The organism is Micromonospora sp. CV4, from assembly GCF_003667455.1.
Lineage (GTDB): Bacteria > Actinomycetota > Actinomycetes > Mycobacteriales > Micromonosporaceae > Micromonospora.
In genome coordinates this window covers 22,829-39,483 of the sequence record NZ_RCVI01000314.1, presented here as the reverse complement: position 1 = coordinate 39,483, position 16,655 = coordinate 22,829, and the positions used below count along the sequence as shown (strand labels likewise).

14 protein-coding genes and 1 pseudogene are annotated in these 16,655 nt (G+C 70.0%); 9 read left to right on the top strand and 6 right to left on the bottom strand.

From position 1 onward, the window contains the following. The 7 genes and pseudogenes from EAD98_RS31640 to polA form a co-directional block, all read left to right on the top strand. Positions 1-201 (top strand): annotated as a pseudogene (locus EAD98_RS31640) (hypothetical protein); the annotation flags it as partial. 369 nt (positions 202-570) lie between these two features. Then, complete coding sequence (locus tag EAD98_RS22220; protein ID WP_121655952.1) at positions 571-1,722, top strand: branched-chain amino acid ABC transporter substrate-binding protein; 1,152 nt, start codon at positions 571-573, stop codon at positions 1,720-1,722. Positions 1,723-1,788: 66 nt separating this feature from the next. Continuing rightward, complete coding sequence (locus tag EAD98_RS22215) at positions 1,789-2,772, top strand: branched-chain amino acid ABC transporter permease (RefSeq protein ID WP_121655951.1); 984 nt, start codon at positions 1,789-1,791, stop codon at positions 2,770-2,772. Further along, the gene (locus tag EAD98_RS22210; protein WP_121655950.1) at positions 2,769-3,926 is read left to right on the top strand and encodes a branched-chain amino acid ABC transporter permease; all 1,158 of its coding nucleotides are present in this window, start codon (positions 2,769-2,771) and stop codon (positions 3,924-3,926) included. The genes EAD98_RS22215 and EAD98_RS22210 overlap by 4 nt, the downstream gene beginning before the upstream one ends. After that, complete coding sequence (locus EAD98_RS22205; RefSeq protein WP_121655949.1) at positions 3,919-4,860, top strand: ABC transporter ATP-binding protein; 942 nt, start codon at positions 3,919-3,921, stop codon at positions 4,858-4,860. Before EAD98_RS22210 ends, EAD98_RS22205 begins: the two co-directional genes overlap by 8 nt. Next, positions 4,847-5,560: an ABC transporter ATP-binding protein gene (locus EAD98_RS22200; protein WP_089019819.1), complete on the top strand. Its 714-nt coding sequence runs from the start codon at positions 4,847-4,849 to the stop codon at positions 5,558-5,560. Before EAD98_RS22205 ends, EAD98_RS22200 begins: the two co-directional genes overlap by 14 nt. Before the next feature lie 122 nt (positions 5,561-5,682). After that, positions 5,683-8,382 carry a DNA polymerase I gene (gene polA / locus EAD98_RS22195; protein ID WP_121655948.1) on the top strand — a complete coding sequence of 900 codons (2,700 nt, stop codon included), beginning with the start codon at positions 5,683-5,685 and terminating at the stop codon, positions 8,380-8,382. A 193-nt stretch (positions 8,383-8,575) separates the two neighbouring features. Here the strand turns inward: polA and EAD98_RS22190 are convergent, their stop codons facing one another. The 4 genes from EAD98_RS22190 to EAD98_RS22175 are packed head-to-tail and all read right to left on the bottom strand — an operon-like array spanning position 8,576 to position 10,737. Further along, positions 8,576-9,010, bottom strand: a complete 435-nt coding sequence (locus EAD98_RS22190) for a DUF3140 domain-containing protein (protein WP_121655947.1) — start codon at positions 9,008-9,010, stop codon at positions 8,576-8,578. Further along, complete coding sequence (locus tag EAD98_RS22185; protein WP_121655946.1) at positions 8,997-9,218, bottom strand: DUF2945 domain-containing protein; 222 nt, start codon at positions 9,216-9,218, stop codon at positions 8,997-8,999. Before EAD98_RS22185 ends, EAD98_RS22190 begins: the two co-directional genes overlap by 14 nt. Before the next feature lie 53 nt (positions 9,219-9,271). Next, positions 9,272-9,874: a Uma2 family endonuclease gene (locus tag EAD98_RS22180; protein ID WP_233583921.1), complete on the bottom strand. Its 603-nt coding sequence runs from the start codon at positions 9,872-9,874 to the stop codon at positions 9,272-9,274. A 56-nt stretch (positions 9,875-9,930) separates the two neighbouring features. Beyond that, a complete protein-coding gene (locus EAD98_RS22175; RefSeq protein WP_121655944.1) occupies positions 9,931-10,737 on the bottom strand; it encodes a class I SAM-dependent methyltransferase in 807 nt (268 codons plus the stop codon). Positions 10,738-11,230: 493 nt separating this feature from the next. Between EAD98_RS22175 and rpsA the strand changes: the two genes are divergently transcribed. Beyond that, the gene (rpsA, locus tag EAD98_RS22170) at positions 11,231-12,730 is read left to right on the top strand and encodes a 30S ribosomal protein S1 (RefSeq protein ID WP_121655943.1); all 1,500 of its coding nucleotides are present in this window, start codon (positions 11,231-11,233) and stop codon (positions 12,728-12,730) included. 372 nt (positions 12,731-13,102) lie between these two features. Here rpsA and EAD98_RS22165 read toward each other — a convergent pair whose 3' ends face one another. Beyond that, a complete protein-coding gene (locus EAD98_RS22165; protein WP_121655942.1) occupies positions 13,103-14,809 on the bottom strand; it encodes a bifunctional UDP-sugar hydrolase/5'-nucleotidase in 1,707 nt (568 codons plus the stop codon). A 280-nt stretch (positions 14,810-15,089) separates the two neighbouring features. Here EAD98_RS22165 and EAD98_RS22160 point away from each other — a divergent pair, with 280 nt between their 5' ends. Next, on the top strand, positions 15,090-15,884 hold the full coding sequence (locus tag EAD98_RS22160) for an alpha/beta fold hydrolase (RefSeq protein WP_199723495.1): 795 nt from the start codon (positions 15,090-15,092) through the stop codon (positions 15,882-15,884). 98 nt (positions 15,885-15,982) lie between these two features. On the opposite strand, the gene EAD98_RS22155 is transcribed toward EAD98_RS22160, so the two are convergent. Further along, a complete protein-coding gene (locus tag EAD98_RS22155; protein WP_233583920.1) occupies positions 15,983-16,651 on the bottom strand; it encodes a histone deacetylase in 669 nt (222 codons plus the stop codon). Positions 16,652-16,655 lie beyond the last annotated feature (4 nt).

Below are 16,655 nucleotides of genomic sequence, written 5' to 3'. Positions count from 1 at the left end.
GCCGTGGCGGACGGTGTGCGGTATTCGGTGTGGGCCTCGGCGGATCGGGGTGGGTCGTGGCGGGAGGTCGCGATGCCGCTGGCTGTGCCGGCGGGGGTCGATCGGGACGTGGCGCTGGTGGCGGTGGGTGACCGGTGGTGGTTGGCGGCGGACGACGGCTCGCGGGCCGCTCTGTGGTGGGCGGGCGGCGTCGGGGCCTGAGTGCCGGTGGTTGCGGCTCGGCTCCGGTCCTCGGGCCGGGGATTTCGGGGCGTTTTCGCAGGTCAATCGGTCTTTCGTTCCGGAGGTGGTGGTCCGGGTTGGTGCGGGTGCGCTCCGACCGGCCGCGTGATTAAGGACCGACCGACGGATTCACCTGTTACGGACATCGACAGGATTGCGCACGTCTTCGTAACGGTTTCGCAGACCCCCCGTTCAGGCCTTCCGGGAGGGTGTGCGGTGTCGGTACGCTCCGCCATCACGAGCCGTAACGCAGGGGGAGTCCCTGCGGGGTGGGTGGAATTGCGGGTCTGCTGCTGTCGCCGTCGCTTCGGGTCAGCCGCGTCCGCATCTGGAGGAGGTCAGGAAGCCGTGAGGCGAAGCTATGTACGGGCGCTGGGTACCGTTGCGCTCGCCGCGACCCTGGTGGTCGCGGCTGGTTGCCAGGATTCCGGTGGCGGCGATGGTGGGACCGCGTCTGGTGACTGCGGTGGCAAGATCGCGATCTTCGGCGCGTTCACGGGTGACAACGCGGGTCTGGTGATCCCGTCGCTGAACGGCGCGAAGCTCGCCGTGAAGCAGTTCAACGCGGCGAACCCGAACTGCAAGGTCACCATGCAGGAGTTCGACACCCAGGGTGACCCCGCGGTGGCGACCCCGTTCGCGAACCAGATCGCGGGTGACAACTCGTTCCTCGGTGTCATCGGTGGTCACTTCTCCGGTGAGTCCGACGCCACGATGCCGATCTACCAGGCCGCGGGCCTGGCGATGGTCAGCCCGTCGGCGACCCGCACCGACCTGACCCAGAAGGGCAACACGTCCTTCTACCGGGTGGTCGGCAACGACGGCACGCAGGCCGGCGCGGTGGCGAGCTACCTGAAGACGCAGAACGCCAAGAAGGTGTTCATGATCGATGACGCCAGCGCGTACGGCGCGGGCATCACCGAGGAGCTGGGCAAGCAGCTCGGCCCGCTGGTGGTCAACAAGGACAAGATCCAGGAGCGGCAGGCGCAGTTCGACGCCACGATCTCCAAGATCAAGTCGGCGCAGGCGGACTTCGTCTTCTACGGCGGTTACACCCGTGAGGCCGCTCCGCTGGTGAAGCAGATGCGTGCCGCCGGTGTCCAGGCCAAGTTCGTCGGCCCGGACGGTCTGTACGACACGGCGTTCCCGTCCGGTGCCTCCGGTGGCGCCGAGGGCGCCATCATCACCTGCCCGTGCCTCCCGGCCGACAAGGCCGGCGGCACCTTCTCCGCCGACTACCAGAAGGAGTACGGCATCCCGCCGGGCTCCTACGGTGCTGAGGGCTTCGACGGCGCCACGATCTACCTGGACGCCTTCAAGGACGGCAAGAAGAGCCGGGCGGACATCCTGGCGTACGTGAAGGCGTACGACAAGCAGGGCGTGTCGAAGTACATCAAGTTCGATGCCAAGGGTGACGTCGACCCGACGAAGGTCGTCATCTGGGCCTACCAGATCAAGGGCACTGCTATCGAGGCGCTGCAGGAGCTCAAGCTCAGCTGACGCCCAGGCACTGGAGTGCGGCCGGGGTGTTTCACCCCGGCCGCACTCGATTCAAGGAGACCCCCGGTGCATTTCGATGAACTGATCGGCCATCTCGGCCAGCACACGGTCGACGGCCTTTCCAAGGGCGCCATCTACGCCCTGATCGCCCTCGGCTACACCCTCGTTTACGGCGTCCTTCGTCTGATCAACTTTGCGCACTCCGAGGTGTTCATGGTCGGTACCTTCGCGGTGCTGATCCTCTGGAACCAGCTCGGGGTGGAAAATAACCCGCCTGTCGGCCAGGCGATCCTGTTCCTGGTGCTCGGTCTGCTCGTGGCGGCGGCCGCCTCCGGCGGTACGGCGCTTGCCCTGGAGCGGATCGCGTACCGGCCGTTGCGGCGCAAGAACGCGCCGCCGCTGATCTTCCTGATCACCGCGATCGGTCTGTCGCTGGTCTTCGTGGAGCTCTTCGGCCAGGTGCTGCCCAAGCTGCTCGGCGGCGTGCTGCCGGAGGCGTTCGGTCGGCCCCGCCAGATCGTCGGTATGCCGACGATCATCCAGCAGGAGACCCTGTTCACCATCGGCAACACGGCGATCACGAACATTCAGCTGATCGTCTTCGTCGCGGCCGTGGCGATGATGGCGCTGCTGGACTGGTTCATCAACCGCACCCGGTACGGCCGGGGTGTGCGGGCGGTGGCCCAGAACCCGGAGACCGCCGCGCTGATGGGCGTCAACCAGGAACGCGTGATCATGCTGATCTTCGTGCTCGGCGGGATCATGGCCGGCGCCGCCGCTCTGCTGTGGAGCATGCGTTTCGGCTTCACCCAGAACAGCATCGGCTTCGTGCTCGGCCTCAAGGCGTTCACCGCCGCGGTGCTGGGCGGCATCGGTAACCTGCGCGGCGCGCTGCTGGGTGGCCTCTTCCTCGGCATCGTCGAGGTCTACGGCGCCACGCTCTTCGCGTCCAACTGGGAGGACGTCATCGCCTTCGTGGTGCTGATCGTGGTGCTGATGTTCCGGCCGACCGGTCTGTTGGGCGAGTCGCTCGGGAGGGCCCGCGCATGATCGACAAGATTCGCTCCGCTGATCGCCGCCGGGTGAACATGCTGACCACGGTCGGCGACCGCTGGCGGGCGTTGACGAAGTGGCAGCAGGCCCTCGGGCTGGCCGCCTTCGTGGCGCTCCTCTACTACCTGCCGCTGCTCGGCATTCCGGGCCTGACCTGGCTGCGCACCGACTCGATCGAGGGCGGTAACAACTGGGCGGGCGTGCTCTTCGTCTGCGCCATCTACGTGCTGGTCGCGATCGGTCTGAACGTGGTGGTCGGCCTCGCCGGCCTGCTCGACCTGGGCTACATCGGCTTCTTCGCCATCGGGGCGTACAGCGTGGCGCTGTTCGGTTCGGTGAACTCGCCGGTGGTGAAGTGGATCCAGCAGGAGTTCAACCTGCCGCCGACGTGGGCGGTGACCTGGGCGATCTGCCTGTTCATCGCGATCGTGCTGACGATGATCTCCGGGGTGCTGCTGGGCTGGCCGACGCTGCGGCTGCGCGGTGACTACCTGGCCATCGTGACGCTGGGCTTCGGCGAGATCATCCGGATCGTGGCCCGCAACGCCACCGGGCTGACCAACGGCCCGGTCGGCATCTCGGCCATTCCCGGCCCGGAGGGTGCGCCGTCGCCGGACAACAAGGTCTTCGGCCTGATCGACGCGAAGCCCTGGTACTGGTTGGCGATCACCTTCGTGCTGATCATGGTGTTCCTGGTTCGCCGGCTGGAGCGCAGCCGGGTCGGCCGGGCGTGGCTGGCGGTCCGCGAGGACGAGGACGCCGCCGCCGTGATGGGTGTGTACCCGTTCAAGTTCAAGCTCTGGGCGTTCGCCATCGGTGCGGCGCTCGGCGGCCTGTCGGGCTTCCTGTTCGGCAGCCGGAACGCGTTCATCGACCCGACCCAGTTCAACGCGAACCTCTCCATCCTCTTCGTCGCCATGGTCGTGGTCGGCGGCTCCGGCAACATGATCGGCGTCTCGCTCGGCGCGGTGCTGCTCGCGTACCTGCCGGAGCGGTTCCGCGACTTCGCCGACTACCGGTGGTTGGTCTTCGGTCTGGCCATGGTGCTGGTGATGATCCTGCGTCCGCAGGGCCTGATCCCCAGCCGGCGGCGTGCCCGTGAGTTGAAGGACCGCGCGGCTGAGGCAGAGGAGGCGCCCGCTCATGTCTGACCAAACCAGCAGCACGGCGACGCCGAAGATCCCGACCCAGCCGGGCCCGCGCTCGGTGCTGCTCGAGGTCGACGACGTCACGCTCCGCTTCGGCGGTGTGGTCGCCCTCGACAAGATCAATTTCCAGATCTACGAGGGCGAGATCCTCGGTCTGATCGGCCCGAACGGCGCCGGTAAGACCACCAGCTTCAACGTGATGACCGGGGTGTACAAGCCGACCTCCGGGGCGGTCCGGTTCCGCGGACAGAAGGTGACCGGTCGCAAGCCGCACCAGATCAGCCAGCTCGGCATCTCCCGGACGTTCCAGAACATCCGTCTCTTCCCGGAGATGACGGCGATGGAGAACGTCATGGTCGGCACGGACTCCCGGCACAAGACGAGCGTGCCGGGTGCGCTGTTCCGGATTCCCCGGTTGAAGGCCAAGCCGCACGAGTTGCCGCAGGTCACGGCTACGTCCGGGCTCGCCCGGACGTGGCAGGAGATCCGTCGGTCCTGCGCCAGGATGTTCGGGCTCTCCCGGTACGTCCTGGAGGAGCGGGCCGCCGAGGCCAAGGCGCTCGAGTTGCTGCGCTTCGTCGGGATCGCCGACCGGGCCAACGACGAGGCGCGCAACCTGCCGTACGGCTACCAGCGTCGCTTGGAGATCGCCCGGGCGCTGGCCACCGAGCCGAAGCTGATCTGCCTGGACGAGCCGGCCGCCGGCTTCAACCCGGCGGAGAAGGAGGAGCTCCTCACCCTGATTCGCAAGATCCGTGACATGGGCCTGACCGTCCTGCTCATCGAGCACGACATGCGGCTGGTCATGGGGGTCACCGACCGGATCGTGGTGCTGGAGTTCGGCCGCAAGATCGCCGAGGGTGCGCCCGCGGAGGTCAGCCGCGATCCGAAGGTGATCGCCGCGTACCTGGGGGAGCCAGCCGATGACGCTGCTTGAGCTTGAGAACGTCGCCGTCGCGTACGGCCGGATCGAGGCGCTGCACGGCATCAGCCTGAGCGTCAACGAGGGTGAGGTGGTGGCCCTGATCGGCGCGAACGGCGCCGGTAAGACCACCACCATGCGGGCCATCTCCGGGACCCGGTCGCTCGCCAGCGGAAAGATCACGTTCAACGGCGAGGACATCAGCAAGCTCCGGGCCGACCTGCGGGTGGTCCGGGGCCTGTGCCAGTCACCCGAGGGCCGGCAGATCTTCCCCGGCATGACGGTGATGGAGAACCTGGACATGGGGGCGTACACCCGGCGGGACTCCGCCGGCATCGCCGCCGACCTGGACCGGGTGCTGACCCTCTTCCCGCGGCTGGCCGAGCGGCGCAAGCAGGCCGGCGGCACGCTCTCGGGCGGCGAGCAGCAGATGCTCGCGGTCGGTCGGGCGCTGATGAGCCGGCCGAAGCTGCTGCTGCTCGACGAGCCGTCGATGGGTCTGGCCCCGTTGGTGATCCGGCAGATCTTCGACATCATCACGGAGATCAACCAGCAGGGCACCACGATCCTGCTGGTGGAGCAGAACGCCCAGCAGGCGCTCTCCCGGGCACACCGCGGCTACGTGCTGGAGACCGGTCAGATCGTGAAGGAGGGGTCCGGTCAGGACCTGCTGCACGATCCGTCGGTCAAGGAGGCGTACCTCGGCGTGGCCTGAGCCGTTCCGACCGGCGGCCGGCCATCCCTCGCGGGGTGGCCGGCCGTCGGCGTTCGGCTCGGCGTCGCGGCACCCCGTGCCGAGGGCCAGGGATGTCGGTGCGACGGACTAGAGTCGCTGCCGTGACAGCTACGACACCGCGCCTGCTTCTCGTCGACGGACATTCCATGGCATACCGGGCTTTCTTCGCCCTGCCGGTGGAAAACTTCTCCACCACGACGGGGCAGCCGACCAACGCGGTGTACGGCTTCACCTCAATGCTGATCAACGTGTTGCGCGACGAGCAGCCCACCCACATCGTGGTGGCCTTCGACGTCTCCCGCCGGTCCTTCCGCACCGACAAGTACGCGGAGTACAAGGCCGGCCGCAGCGAGACCCCGACCGACTTCAAGGGCCAGGTCAGCCTGGTCAAGGAGGTCCTGGCCGCGCTGCAGATCCCGGTGGTCGAGAAAGAGGGCTTCGAGGCCGACGACGTGATCGCCACGCTCGCCTGCCAGGCTCGCGACCAGGGCATGTCGGTGCTGATCAGCAGCGGTGACCGCGACGCGTTCCAGTTGGTCGACGACCAGATCACCGTCCTCTACCCGCGCAAGGGCGTCTCCGACCTGGCCCGGATGGACCCGGCGGCGATCGAGGCGAAGTACGGCGTCGCGCCCCAGCAGTACCGGGACCTCGCCGCGCTGGTCGGCGAGACCAGCGACAACCTCCCCGGCATCCCGGGCGTCGGCCCGAAGACCGCGGCCAAGTGGATCACCACGTACGGCGGGGTGGAAGGCGTGATCGCCCGGGCCGACGAGATCAAGGGCAAGGCTGGCGACAGCCTGCGCGAGCGGCTCGCCGACGTGATCCGCAACTACGAGATCAACTGCCTGGTCTCCGACCTCGAGCTGCCGCTGCGCCCGGAGGACACCCGGTGGGCCGGCTGGGACCGGGAGGCGGTGCACCAGGTCTTCGACACCCTGGAGTTCCGCATCCTGCGCGACCGCCTCTACCAGTACCTGGAGGCGGTCGAGCCGGAGGCCGAGTCCGGCTTCGACCTCACCGGCGAGGTGCTCACCGCGCCCGGCGCGCTGACCGGCTGGCTGGACGCGCACGTCCCGACCGGCACCCCGGTCGGGCTGGCGGTCAAGCTCGGCACCGGCCCCAACCGCCGGCACACCGCCTCCGTCCTCGGCCTCGCGCTGGCCACCGCCGGCGGCGCGGCGGCCTGGGTCGACCCGGCGGGGCTCGACCCGGCCGACGAGGGAGCGCTGGCCGCCTGGCTGGCCGACGCGCAGCGGCCCAAGGTGCTGCACGACAGCAAGCCGGCCGTGCTGGCCTGCGCCGCGCACGGCTGGCAGCTGGCCGGCATCGTCCGGGACACCCAGATCGCCGCGTACCTGGCCCGCCCCGACCAGCGGTCCTACGACCTGACCGACCTGGCGCTGCGCTACCTGCACCGGGAGCTGCGGGTGGACGTCCCGGAGTCCGGCCAGCTCACCCTCGACGGCCTCGGCGACGAAGGGGTGGTCGAGCAGAACCTGATGCTCCAGGCCCGGGCCACCCTCGACCTGGCCGACGCGATCGACGCCGAGCTGTCCCGCGACGGCGAGCAGTCCGCCCGGCTGATGGCCGGGGTGGAGCTGCCCCTGATGCGGGTGCTGGCCAGCATGGAGAGCACCGGCATCGCCGCCGACACGCACTACCTGTCCGAGCTGGAGGCGCATTTCGCCGCCGAGGTGAAGGCCGCCGCGCAGGGCGCGTACGAGGCGGTGGGCCGGGAGTTCAACCTCGGCTCGCCCAAGCAGTTGCAGGAGATCCTCTTCACCGAGCTGGGCCTGCCCAAGACCAAGAAGATCAAGACCGGTTACACCACCGACGCGGACGCCCTGCAGTGGCTCTACGCGCAGAACCCGCATCCGGTGCTGGCCCACCTGCTGCGCCACCGGGACGTGGCCAAACTCAAGTCGACCGTGGACGGTCTGCTCAAGTCGGTCTCCGACGACGGCCGTATCCACACCACCTTCAACCAGACGGTGGCGGCCACCGGCCGGCTCTCCTCCACCGAGCCCAACCTGCAGAACATCCCGATCCGCACGGAGGAGGGTCGGCGGATCCGCCGGGCGTTCGTGGTGGGTGAGGGCTACGAGTGCCTGCTGACCGCCGACTACAGCCAGATCGAGATGCGCATCATGGCGCACCTGTCCTCGGACGACGCGCTGATCGAGGCGTTCAACTCCGGCGCCGACTTCCACGCGGCCACCGCCTCGTCGGTCTTCGGAGTGCCGGTCGACGAGGTCACCCCGGACCAGCGCCGCAAGATCAAGGCGATGAACTACGGCCTGGCGTACGGGCTCAGCGCGTTCGGCCTGTCCCAGCAGCTCAGCATCAACACTGAAGAGGCGCGCGGGCTGATGGAGAACTACTTCGCCGGGTTCGGCGGGGTGCGCGACTACCTCCAGCAGGTGGTCGCCCGGGCCCGCCAGGACGGCTACACCTCCACCATCCTGGGCCGCCGCCGCTACCTGCCCGACCTGGTCAGCGACAACCGGCAGCGCCGTGACATCGCCGAGCGGATGGCGCTCAACGCCCCCATCCAGGGCTCGGCGGCCGACATCATCAAGCTGGCGATGCTGCACGTCGACACCGCGCTGGGCGAGGCCGGGCTGCGCTCGCGGATGCTGTTGCAGGTGCACGACGAGTTGGTCTTCGAGGTCGCGCCGGGTGAGCGCGAGGCGTTGGAGGCGCTGGTCCGGCGGGAGATGGGCGAGGCCTACCCGCTGTCGGTGCCGCTGGAGGTGTCGGTCGGCGAAGGCCGGGACTGGAACAGCGCGGACCACTGATTCTGTGTTGCGGTGGTGGGGTTCCGGGGCAGCCCGACCCGCTCCGGGCGGTCAGGCTTGATCCCTGCGCGGGTCGGGCTGCCCCGGAACCCCGACTGGGTCTCTGTGGTCGGGCTGTTCGGCGTTGTGGATCAGAGTGGTGGCGTCAAACCGGTGGCGCCGGCGTGATTTCGCGGTGGCGTCGGAGTGGTGGTCAGCGGCCGGGTCCTCGACGCTCCTTCGGCGGTGTGCCGTGCCGGTCGAGGGCGCGCCGGGACGGGCCGCCCGGAGGCGGCAGCGGACCCTTGAGAGGGTCGTGGCCCCAGTTCATCAGCGACCAGCGCCACTTGGTTCTGCTCACGTCGCCGGAGGGCCGCTGGGCCATGTGCCGGCGGACATAGCCGACCACCTTGCGCATGTGCTTGTAGTCGCCCTCGGACAGGTCGCCGCGCTTGCGCCGCAAAAGGTCGATGATCTTCCGACCCGACTCGTGCCCCACCGACTCGCCGCCGCCGGACCTACCGCCCTTGTGCCAGCCGACCTGCTTCGACTCGTCGCTCTCCAGCCACTTCGACAGCTCGCCGGGCTTCATGTTCACCGCGTCGGCGAACTCCCGGTAGGTGTCCCCGCCGTCGTCACCCCTGCTCATGGCGTAGCACCTCCGGCCGGTGGGCCACGTCGCGGCCCGAGTCGTCGTTGCGGATCCGGTACTGCGGCTCGTCGTCGGTCGCGTTCACGGCGTGCCCGCGTACGTGCGTCCGATCGGTCAGCTTCTCCTTGACCACGCCGTACGCCCGTCCGCTGTGACTGGCCCAGGAGACGTGGTCACCCTCGCGGAAATCCCTCTGCTCGGCCATACGCTCCGGCTACCCGACACCGCCGGAGCGAAACGGCCGGCAGGATCGGCGAACTATGGCGTGATCTCGGCGATCGGCAGCTTGATCTCGAACGGCTCGGTCAACTCGATCACGTTCGCGCCGTCGGTGACCAGCTCGTACTGCCGCTCCCCGCCCGGCCCCATTCGGTCGCCGATCCGGTACGCGTACACATGCACCGGATCCTGCTCGACGCGCCAGTAGAAGGGAATGCCGGCGGCGGCGTACTCGCCCGGCTTGGCGAACCGGTCGACCCGCCGGGTGCCCGGCGAAACGATCTCCACGGCGAGCACGACATCCGCCGGCCGCAGCATGGATCGGTCGGACGGCACCTCGGCGCGGCGCAACAGGACATCGGGCTGGCGGCTGGTGTTGGCGGTGAGCTCGACACCGACGGCTTGAGCGGCACGCAGGTCGGCTGGGGCATGGGAGCGTAGCCACATCCAGAGCAGGCTGCAGATGTCCTGGTGGCCCAGGGTGGGGGAGGGTGTCACCTGGATGACTCCATCGACGAGTTCGACGCGGGGGGCGTCATCCGGCAGTTTGAGCAGATCCTCGACCGTGTAGTCGGCGCGCTGCTGCCGCATCGGGTCCGGACACCAGGGGCCAGGTGGTGTCGAGATGGGCTCCGCGCTCATGGGGCGAGCCTACCGCCGATCGATGTGGCGCAGGCCGCACCGCGAGTGCGTCGCGGTCATCCGGCGGGCTTCTCGGTGACGAAGATGGCGGTGCCGGGGAAGAGCCGGCCACGTAGCGGACTCCACTGCCCCCAGACTCCCTCGTGCCCCTCCGGCCACTCCGGCTCCACCAGGTCCACCAGCCGGAATCCGGCGCCGACCAACTCGCGGACCCGGTCACCGAGGGTGCGGTGCTGCTCGACGTAGGTGGCCGCGCCGGATTCGTCCTGCTCCACGTAGGGGGAGCGGTCGAAGTACGAGTGCACGGCCGTCAGGCCGCCCTCGCCCGGGTCGTCGAGGAAGATCCACCGCATCGGGTGGGTCACCGAGAAGACCCACCGGCCGCCGGGGCGCAGCACCCGGTGCACCTCGGCGAGCAGGGCCGCCGAGTCGTCCACGAACGGGATCGCGCCGAACGCGGTGCAGGCGAGGTCGAACGACCGGTCGGCGAACGGCAGGGCGAGCGCGTCGGCCTGCACCAGCGGTACGCGTACCCGGGTGCGGTCGGCGGCCTCCGCGGCGTGCCGCAACATGCCGGCGGACAGGTCGAAGGCGACCGGCCGGGCGCCCTGGGTGGCCAGCCAGCGCGCGGCGGCCGCGGCCCCGCAGCCCACCTCCAGCACCCGCCGCCCGGACAGGTCGCCGAGCAGCCGGGCGTCAGCCTCGCGCAGCCCCTCGGGGCACCAGACGAAGTCCACGTCGCCGAGGAACGCGCCGTGCTCGGCCTGGTAGTCGTCGGCGTCGGTGTCCCACCAGCCGCGGTTGGCGCGCCGCGCCTCGGCGTCACCCACCCGGCGCCGGGTAACCCGGCTGTCGTCATCCACCCGCTCACGCTAGGCCCCACCCACCCCATCGCGTACGGCGGCGCGTCCAGGATCTGAGTGACGCGTGGCGCGGTGCCGCTTGATCGACTCGGTTTCCGTGATGTCGCGGTGTCCGGGCCGGTGGGACGCGCCGTCTTTCAGGAAACCGAGTCGATCAAGCGGGGCGTTCGGCGGCGCGGCGAACGGGGCCGTTGGGGTTGCTGTGACGCAGGAGACAGCAGGGGCGGTTTCCGGGCGATTGTTCGGCTTTCGCAGGTCATCGCACGGCGAGAAGCCGGGAGGGCTTGCACGCTGTGGTAATGCGCACGGTAGGCTAGACGATGCGCTCGCGGATCGCGTTGCCTCGGCAGGGAGCAGGTGCGCGGTCGACGGAGCCACATCATGATCTCACTAGGCGATCGTTCGGTGTGCCCGGCGACGGATCCGCTGGCGCGAACAGGTCACCGCGACACCAGCCTGCTGTGACAACCCACCGACCGGAGCAACCGCCCACATGACGAGCAGCATCGAGGCCCCCTCGAGCGCCACCCGGGTCACCCACGACGATCTCGGTTCCGAGGAGGCTTTCCTCGCCGCGATCGACGAGACCATCAAGTACTTCAACGACGGCGACATTGTCGAAGGCACCGTCGTCAAGGTCGATCGGGACGAGGTCCTGCTCGACATCGGCTACAAGACCGAGGGTGTCATCCCCTCTCGGGAGTTGTCGATCAAGCACGACGTGGACCCCGCCGAGGTTGTGACGGTTGGTGACCACATCGAGGCCCTGGTCCTCCAGAAGGAGGACAAGGAGGGTCGTCTGATCCTCTCCAAGAAGCGGGCGCAGTACGAGCGGGCCTGGGGCACGATCGAGAAGATCAAGGACGAGGACGGTGTCGTCCGCGGCTCGGTCATCGAGGTGGTCAAGGGTGGCCTCATCCTCGACATCGGGCTGCGCGGCTTCCTGCCCGCGTCCCTGGTCGAGATGCGGCGCGTGCGCGACCTGCAGCCGTACGTCGGGCGGGAGCTCGAGGCCAAGATCATCGAGCTGGACAAGAACCGCAACAACGTGGTTCTGTCCCGCCGGGCCTGGCTGGAGCAGACGCAGTCCGAGGTGCGCACCGAGTTCCTCAACAAGCTGCAGAAGGGCCAGGTCCGCAAGGGCGTCGTGTCCTCGATCGTCAACTTCGGCGCGTTCGTGGACCTCGGCGGCGTCGACGGTCTGGTGCACGTCTCCGAGCTGTCCTGGAAGCACATCGACCACCCGTCCGAGGTCGTCGAGGTGGGCCAGGAGGTCGAGGTCGAGGTCCTGGACGTCGACCTGGACCGCGAGCGGGTCTCGCTGTCGCTGAAGGCGACGCAGGAGGACCCGTGGCGGCAGTTCGCCCGCACCCACGCGATCCAGCAGATCGTGCCGGGTAAGGTCACCAAGCTGGTGCCGTTCGGCGCGTTCGTCCGGGTGGACGACGGCATCGAGGGCCTGGTCCACATCTCCGAGCTGGCCGAGCGCCACGTGGAGATCCCGGAGCAGGTCGTCCAGGTCGGCTCCGAGGTCATGGTCAAGGTCATCGACATCGACCTGGAGCGCCGCCGGATCTCGCTGTCGCTCAAGCAGGCCAACGAGGGCTTCGTCGAGGGCGAGGAGCACTTCGACCCGACCCTCTACGGCATGGCCGCGACGTACGACGCCGAGGGCAACTACATCTACCCGGAGGGCTTCGACCCGGAGACGGGCGAGTGGCTCGAGGGGTACGACAAGCAGCGCGAGACCTGGGAGAACCAGTACGCCGAGGCTCGTCTGCGCTGGGAGGCCCACACCAAGCAGGTGCAGACCTCCCGGGCCGCCGACGCCGAGGCCGCTGCCAACCCGACTCCGGCCGTCCCGGCCGCTGGCGGCGGCACGACCTCCTCGTCCAGCCCGGCCCCGAGCCGGCAGGCCGAGGAGCCGGCCGGCACCCTGGCCACCGACGAGGCGCTCGCCGCTCTGCGGGAGAAGCTCGCCGGCGGTAAGTGACCCGCTGAACGACGAAGGGCCCCGTCCCCACGATCTTCGGATCGTCGGGGGCGGGGCCCTCGCCGTACCCCCGGCAAGCTGCCGCCGGCACATCCGCGCCGGCACGTGACCGCGGCGGCGCTCGGCGCGCGAGCCGCGCAAGATCGCGCTCGGCGGCGCGCAAGATCGCGCTCGAACCTGGAAAGAGGGGCCTCCCGGTGGCGAGGTGACCACTACATCCAGGATCGAGCGTGATCATGGGGCGGTCGCCCTGCGAGGAGCGCTCCGCGAGGAGCGGGCCCGGGGGCGGCACGCAGCGGTGACGCGACGTGTGCCGGGACGGGTCGGGCCCCGGAGCGGTGCTCCGGGGCCCGGTCGTCGCGGGGTCGTCCGTCAGGCGGCGGGGACCTCGGCGGTGGTGCGGATCCGGTCCAGTGTCGGAGCGGAGACCGGCGACTGCGCGGTCAGGTACGCCACGAACGCGTCCAGGTCGATCTGCCCGGTGACCAGGTTCGTGCCGCCGGTGAGGGCGCTGAACCCGTCGCCGCCGCCGGCCAGGAAGTTGTTCACCGTCACCCGGTAGGTGGCGGCGGTGTCAACCGCGGTGCCGCCGAAGGTGAGGCTGCCCCGGACGACGCGGGTGCCGACGCACGGGTCGGCGGCGGTGCCGGTGGTGCCGTTCGGGTCGACCACGTAGCCGACCGTCGCGGACGGGTACAGCGTGCGGCCGGTGACGAACTGCTGCTCCAGTACGCAGTAGAGCTGCGCGCCGGTCAGGTCGAGCGTCACCAGGTTGTTGGCGAACGGCTGGACCGTGAACGCCTCCTCGTAGGTGACCGGGCCGGCGTCGAGGTCGGCCCGGACGCCGCCCGGGTTCATGAACGCGGCGACCGCGCCCTGCTCGTCGTCGGTGGCGGCGAGCTGCGCGTCGGCGATCACGTTGCCCAGCGGGGACTCGCCCATGGTCGTACCGAAGAGGGTCTCCTGGGCGCGGGTGATCGCCTGGGTGGTCTCACCGACCTGGCGGTCGGCGACCGGGCCGAGCACCGTCTTGTACCGGTCGATCAGAGCGGTCTGCTTCGGGTCCTTGGCGACGTCCCGGCTGACCACGACGTTGTTCGCCGCGGCGGAGAGCACGTCCCCGCTCCGACGGTCGATCTTGAGGTCGATGTCGGTGACCAGGCGACCGAACGAGCTGGCGCTGGTGACCAGCTTGCCGTTGATGTCGCAGTTGTACGCCTGGTGGGTGTGCCCGCTGACCACCACGTCGATCGACGGGTCCATCCGGTTGGCGATGTCCACGATCGGGCCGGTCATGCCGACGCAGTCGTTGATGCCGCCGGTCGCGGCCTGGGTGCCGCCCTCGTGCAGCAGGACGACGATCGTCTCCACGCCCTTGCGGCGCAGCTCGCGCGCGTACCGGTTGGCGGTGACCGCCTCGTCGGCGAAGGTGAGACCCGCGACGCCCTGCTGGCTGACGATCTCCGGGGTGCCCTCCAGGGTCATCCCGATGAAGCCGACCTTGACACCCTGCACCTTGTGGATCGCGTACGGCGCCATCAGCGGCTTGCCGGTGGCGGTCTTGAAGGCGTTCGCGGACAGGTACTGGAAGCCGGCGCCCTTGTACGGGGTGCCGTCGGCGCAGCCGTCCACCGGGTGGCAGCCGCCGTTCTGGATCCGCAGCAGCTCGGCGGCGCCCTCGTCGAACTCGTGGTTGCCGACGCTGGCGTAGTCCAGGCCGGCCATGCTCAGCGCCTCGATGGTCGGCTCGTCGTGGAACGCCGCGGAGAGCAGCGGCGACGCGCCGATCAGGTCACCGGCGGCGACCGTGATGGTGTTCTTCTTCTTGGCGGCGGCACGCAGCTCGGCCAGGTGCGTCGCGAGGTATTCGACGCCGCCCGCGGCCTGCCCGGCGATGGTGCCGCTGGACCCGCTGGGCGGTTCGAGGTTGCCGTGGAAGTCGTTGAGGGCCAGCAGGGTGACGTCGACCGGCTTCGGTCGCGCGTCGGCCTGTTCGGGGTTGGTGGCGACCGCGCCGAAGGCGGCCAGCGCGAGTGCGGTCAGGCCGACGGCGGCCCGACGCATCCCGGGGATGGACATGGAACTCCTCGTGAGAATCGGCGCGTGCGGTGCCCGGCTGTGGGTCGACCGGGCCGCCGACCGACGCCGTCGGAAGGGTCGATCGCGGATGCCGGCGGTTGGGTTCGCCGCCTGCTCGGACAGCCTCTCATCCGGACGCCCGCCGGTCGACCCGGGCAGCACATCAGAGCTGCGGGTACGCCCGGAACGGGATCGATGGCCGGTTGTCGCGGTCCGCCAGACAATGTCCGACCACGGGTCTAGAAAGGACGGGACGGTCAGCGCGGACGGAGGCGGCATCGTGAGCGGAACGACACCGGTGGTGGAGCAGGTGCGATCGGCGGACGGCACACCCATCGCGTTCGAGCGGTCCGGTGCCGGGCCGGCGGTCATCCTGGTCGGCGGCGCGTTCAGCGATCGCCACGCGACCCGTGACCTGGGTGCCGCGCTGGCGGCGGATTTCACCGTCCTCGGCTACGACCGCCGGGGTCGGGGCCACAGCGGCGACACCGCACCGTACGAGATCGGCCGCGAGATCGACGACCTGGCGGCCCTGATCGCGACGGCGGGTGGCTCTGCCGCTGTGTACGGCATCTCCTCGGGGGCGATCCTGGCGGCCCTCGCCACCGCCCAGGGCCTGCCGGTGACCGGGTTGGTCCTGTTCGAGCCGCCGTTTCAGGTTGGCTCGCACGTGGGCATCCGGAAGGACATCACCGCACAGCTCATCGAGCTGATCGCCGCCGACGACCGGGACGGCGCGGTGGCGGCCTTCCTCAGCGCCTCGGTGGGGTTGCCGGCCGAGGCGATCGCCGGAATGAAGACGCAGCCGATGTGGGGCGGGCTGACCGCCATCGCGCACACCCTGGTGTACGACTCGATCGTCACCGCCGGAGGACGACTGCCCGACCGGCTGGCGGCGATCACCGCGCCGACCCTCGCGGTGGACAGCACCGGTAGTCCACAGTGGCTGCGGGACGGGAGCCGGGCCGCGGCCGAGGCGATCCCGGGCGGCCGGGCCATCAGCCTCGACGGTGGTTACCACGACGTGCCGCCGGCGACGTTGGCCCCCGCGCTGCGGGAGTTCCTGCTGGGCTGACGGCACAGCCCGACCGGCGAAAGGGCCTGGCGGGCCGGCAGCAAAGGGCCTGGCGGGCCGGCCGAACCGGCAGCACAGGAGGACAGCGGGCCGGCCGGTCAGGCGTCGAGCAGCGCCTCGGTGACCAGGGCCGCGACGGCCTCGGGCGGCCATGCGCCCGCCACGCCGGGCCGGGCGGTCAGATAGCCGGCGATCCGCTCGGCGGGCCAGCCGTGCGACTCGCGCAGACCCCGGGCGATCATGCCGAGGTAGGTCGGCGCGGGTGCCCGGCACCGCACACCCGACGCCCCCTCCGGGGCGGTGAAGGTGAGCATCGGGGCGCCGCTGCGGCTGCCCGGGCAGACCAGCGTCTCGTACCGTCCCGGGCCGAGCGTGGCCCGCCCGTCGGCGACGGCGGTGTCGATGGCCGCGCCGGTCGTCGCGATCAGGTCGGCGGTGTCACCCGGTCGGCGGTACATCTCCTGCGCCGCGATGTCCGTGAACTGCTCCAGGGTGACCAGGTAGGCGCGGGCCGCGGCCTCGCCCGACAGCTGCGGGTCGTAGAACGCCATCCCGCCGGTCCAGGCGCCGGACTCGCCGGCGAAGTAGATCCCGCCGGGCAGCGACACCGGCACCGACCGGCTCGGTGGACGGCGGTCCCGACAGCCCGGGTAGGTCCGCCGCCCACCCGGCGGGCAGCCACCGCCGATGTACCACGCCAGCCGGGCGGCGTGCATGTTCGAGCCGTACGCGACGTACCAGACCAGCCGCTCCGCGGTGTCCACCACGACG

Excerpts from the sequence above, each read along its gene's own strand:
- EAD98_RS22210 (WP_121655950.1), top strand. The coding sequence starts at position 2,769 with ATGATCGACAAGATTCGCTCCGCTGATCGCCGCCGGGTGAACATGCTG.
- EAD98_RS22205 (WP_121655949.1), top strand. The coding sequence starts at position 3,919 with ATGTCTGACCAAACCAGCAGCACGGCGACGCCGAAGATCCCGACCCAG.
- EAD98_RS22200 (WP_089019819.1), top strand. The coding sequence starts at position 4,847 with ATGACGCTGCTTGAGCTTGAGAACGTCGCCGTCGCGTACGGCCGGATC.
- EAD98_RS22190 (WP_121655947.1), bottom strand. The coding sequence starts at position 9,010 with ATGAGCAGGGGTGACGACGGCGGGGACACCTACCGGGAGTTCGCCGAC.
- EAD98_RS22185 (WP_121655946.1), bottom strand. The coding sequence starts at position 9,218 with ATGGCCGAGCAGAGGGATTTCCGCGAGGGTGACCACGTCTCCTGGGCC.
- EAD98_RS22180 (WP_233583921.1), bottom strand. The coding sequence starts at position 9,874 with ATGAGCGCGGAGCCCATCTCGACACCACCTGGCCCCTGGTGTCCGGAC.
- rpsA (WP_121655943.1), top strand. The coding sequence starts at position 11,231 with ATGACGAGCAGCATCGAGGCCCCCTCGAGCGCCACCCGGGTCACCCAC.
- EAD98_RS22165 (WP_121655942.1), bottom strand. The coding sequence starts at position 14,809 with ATGTCCATCCCCGGGATGCGTCGGGCCGCCGTCGGCCTGACCGCACTC.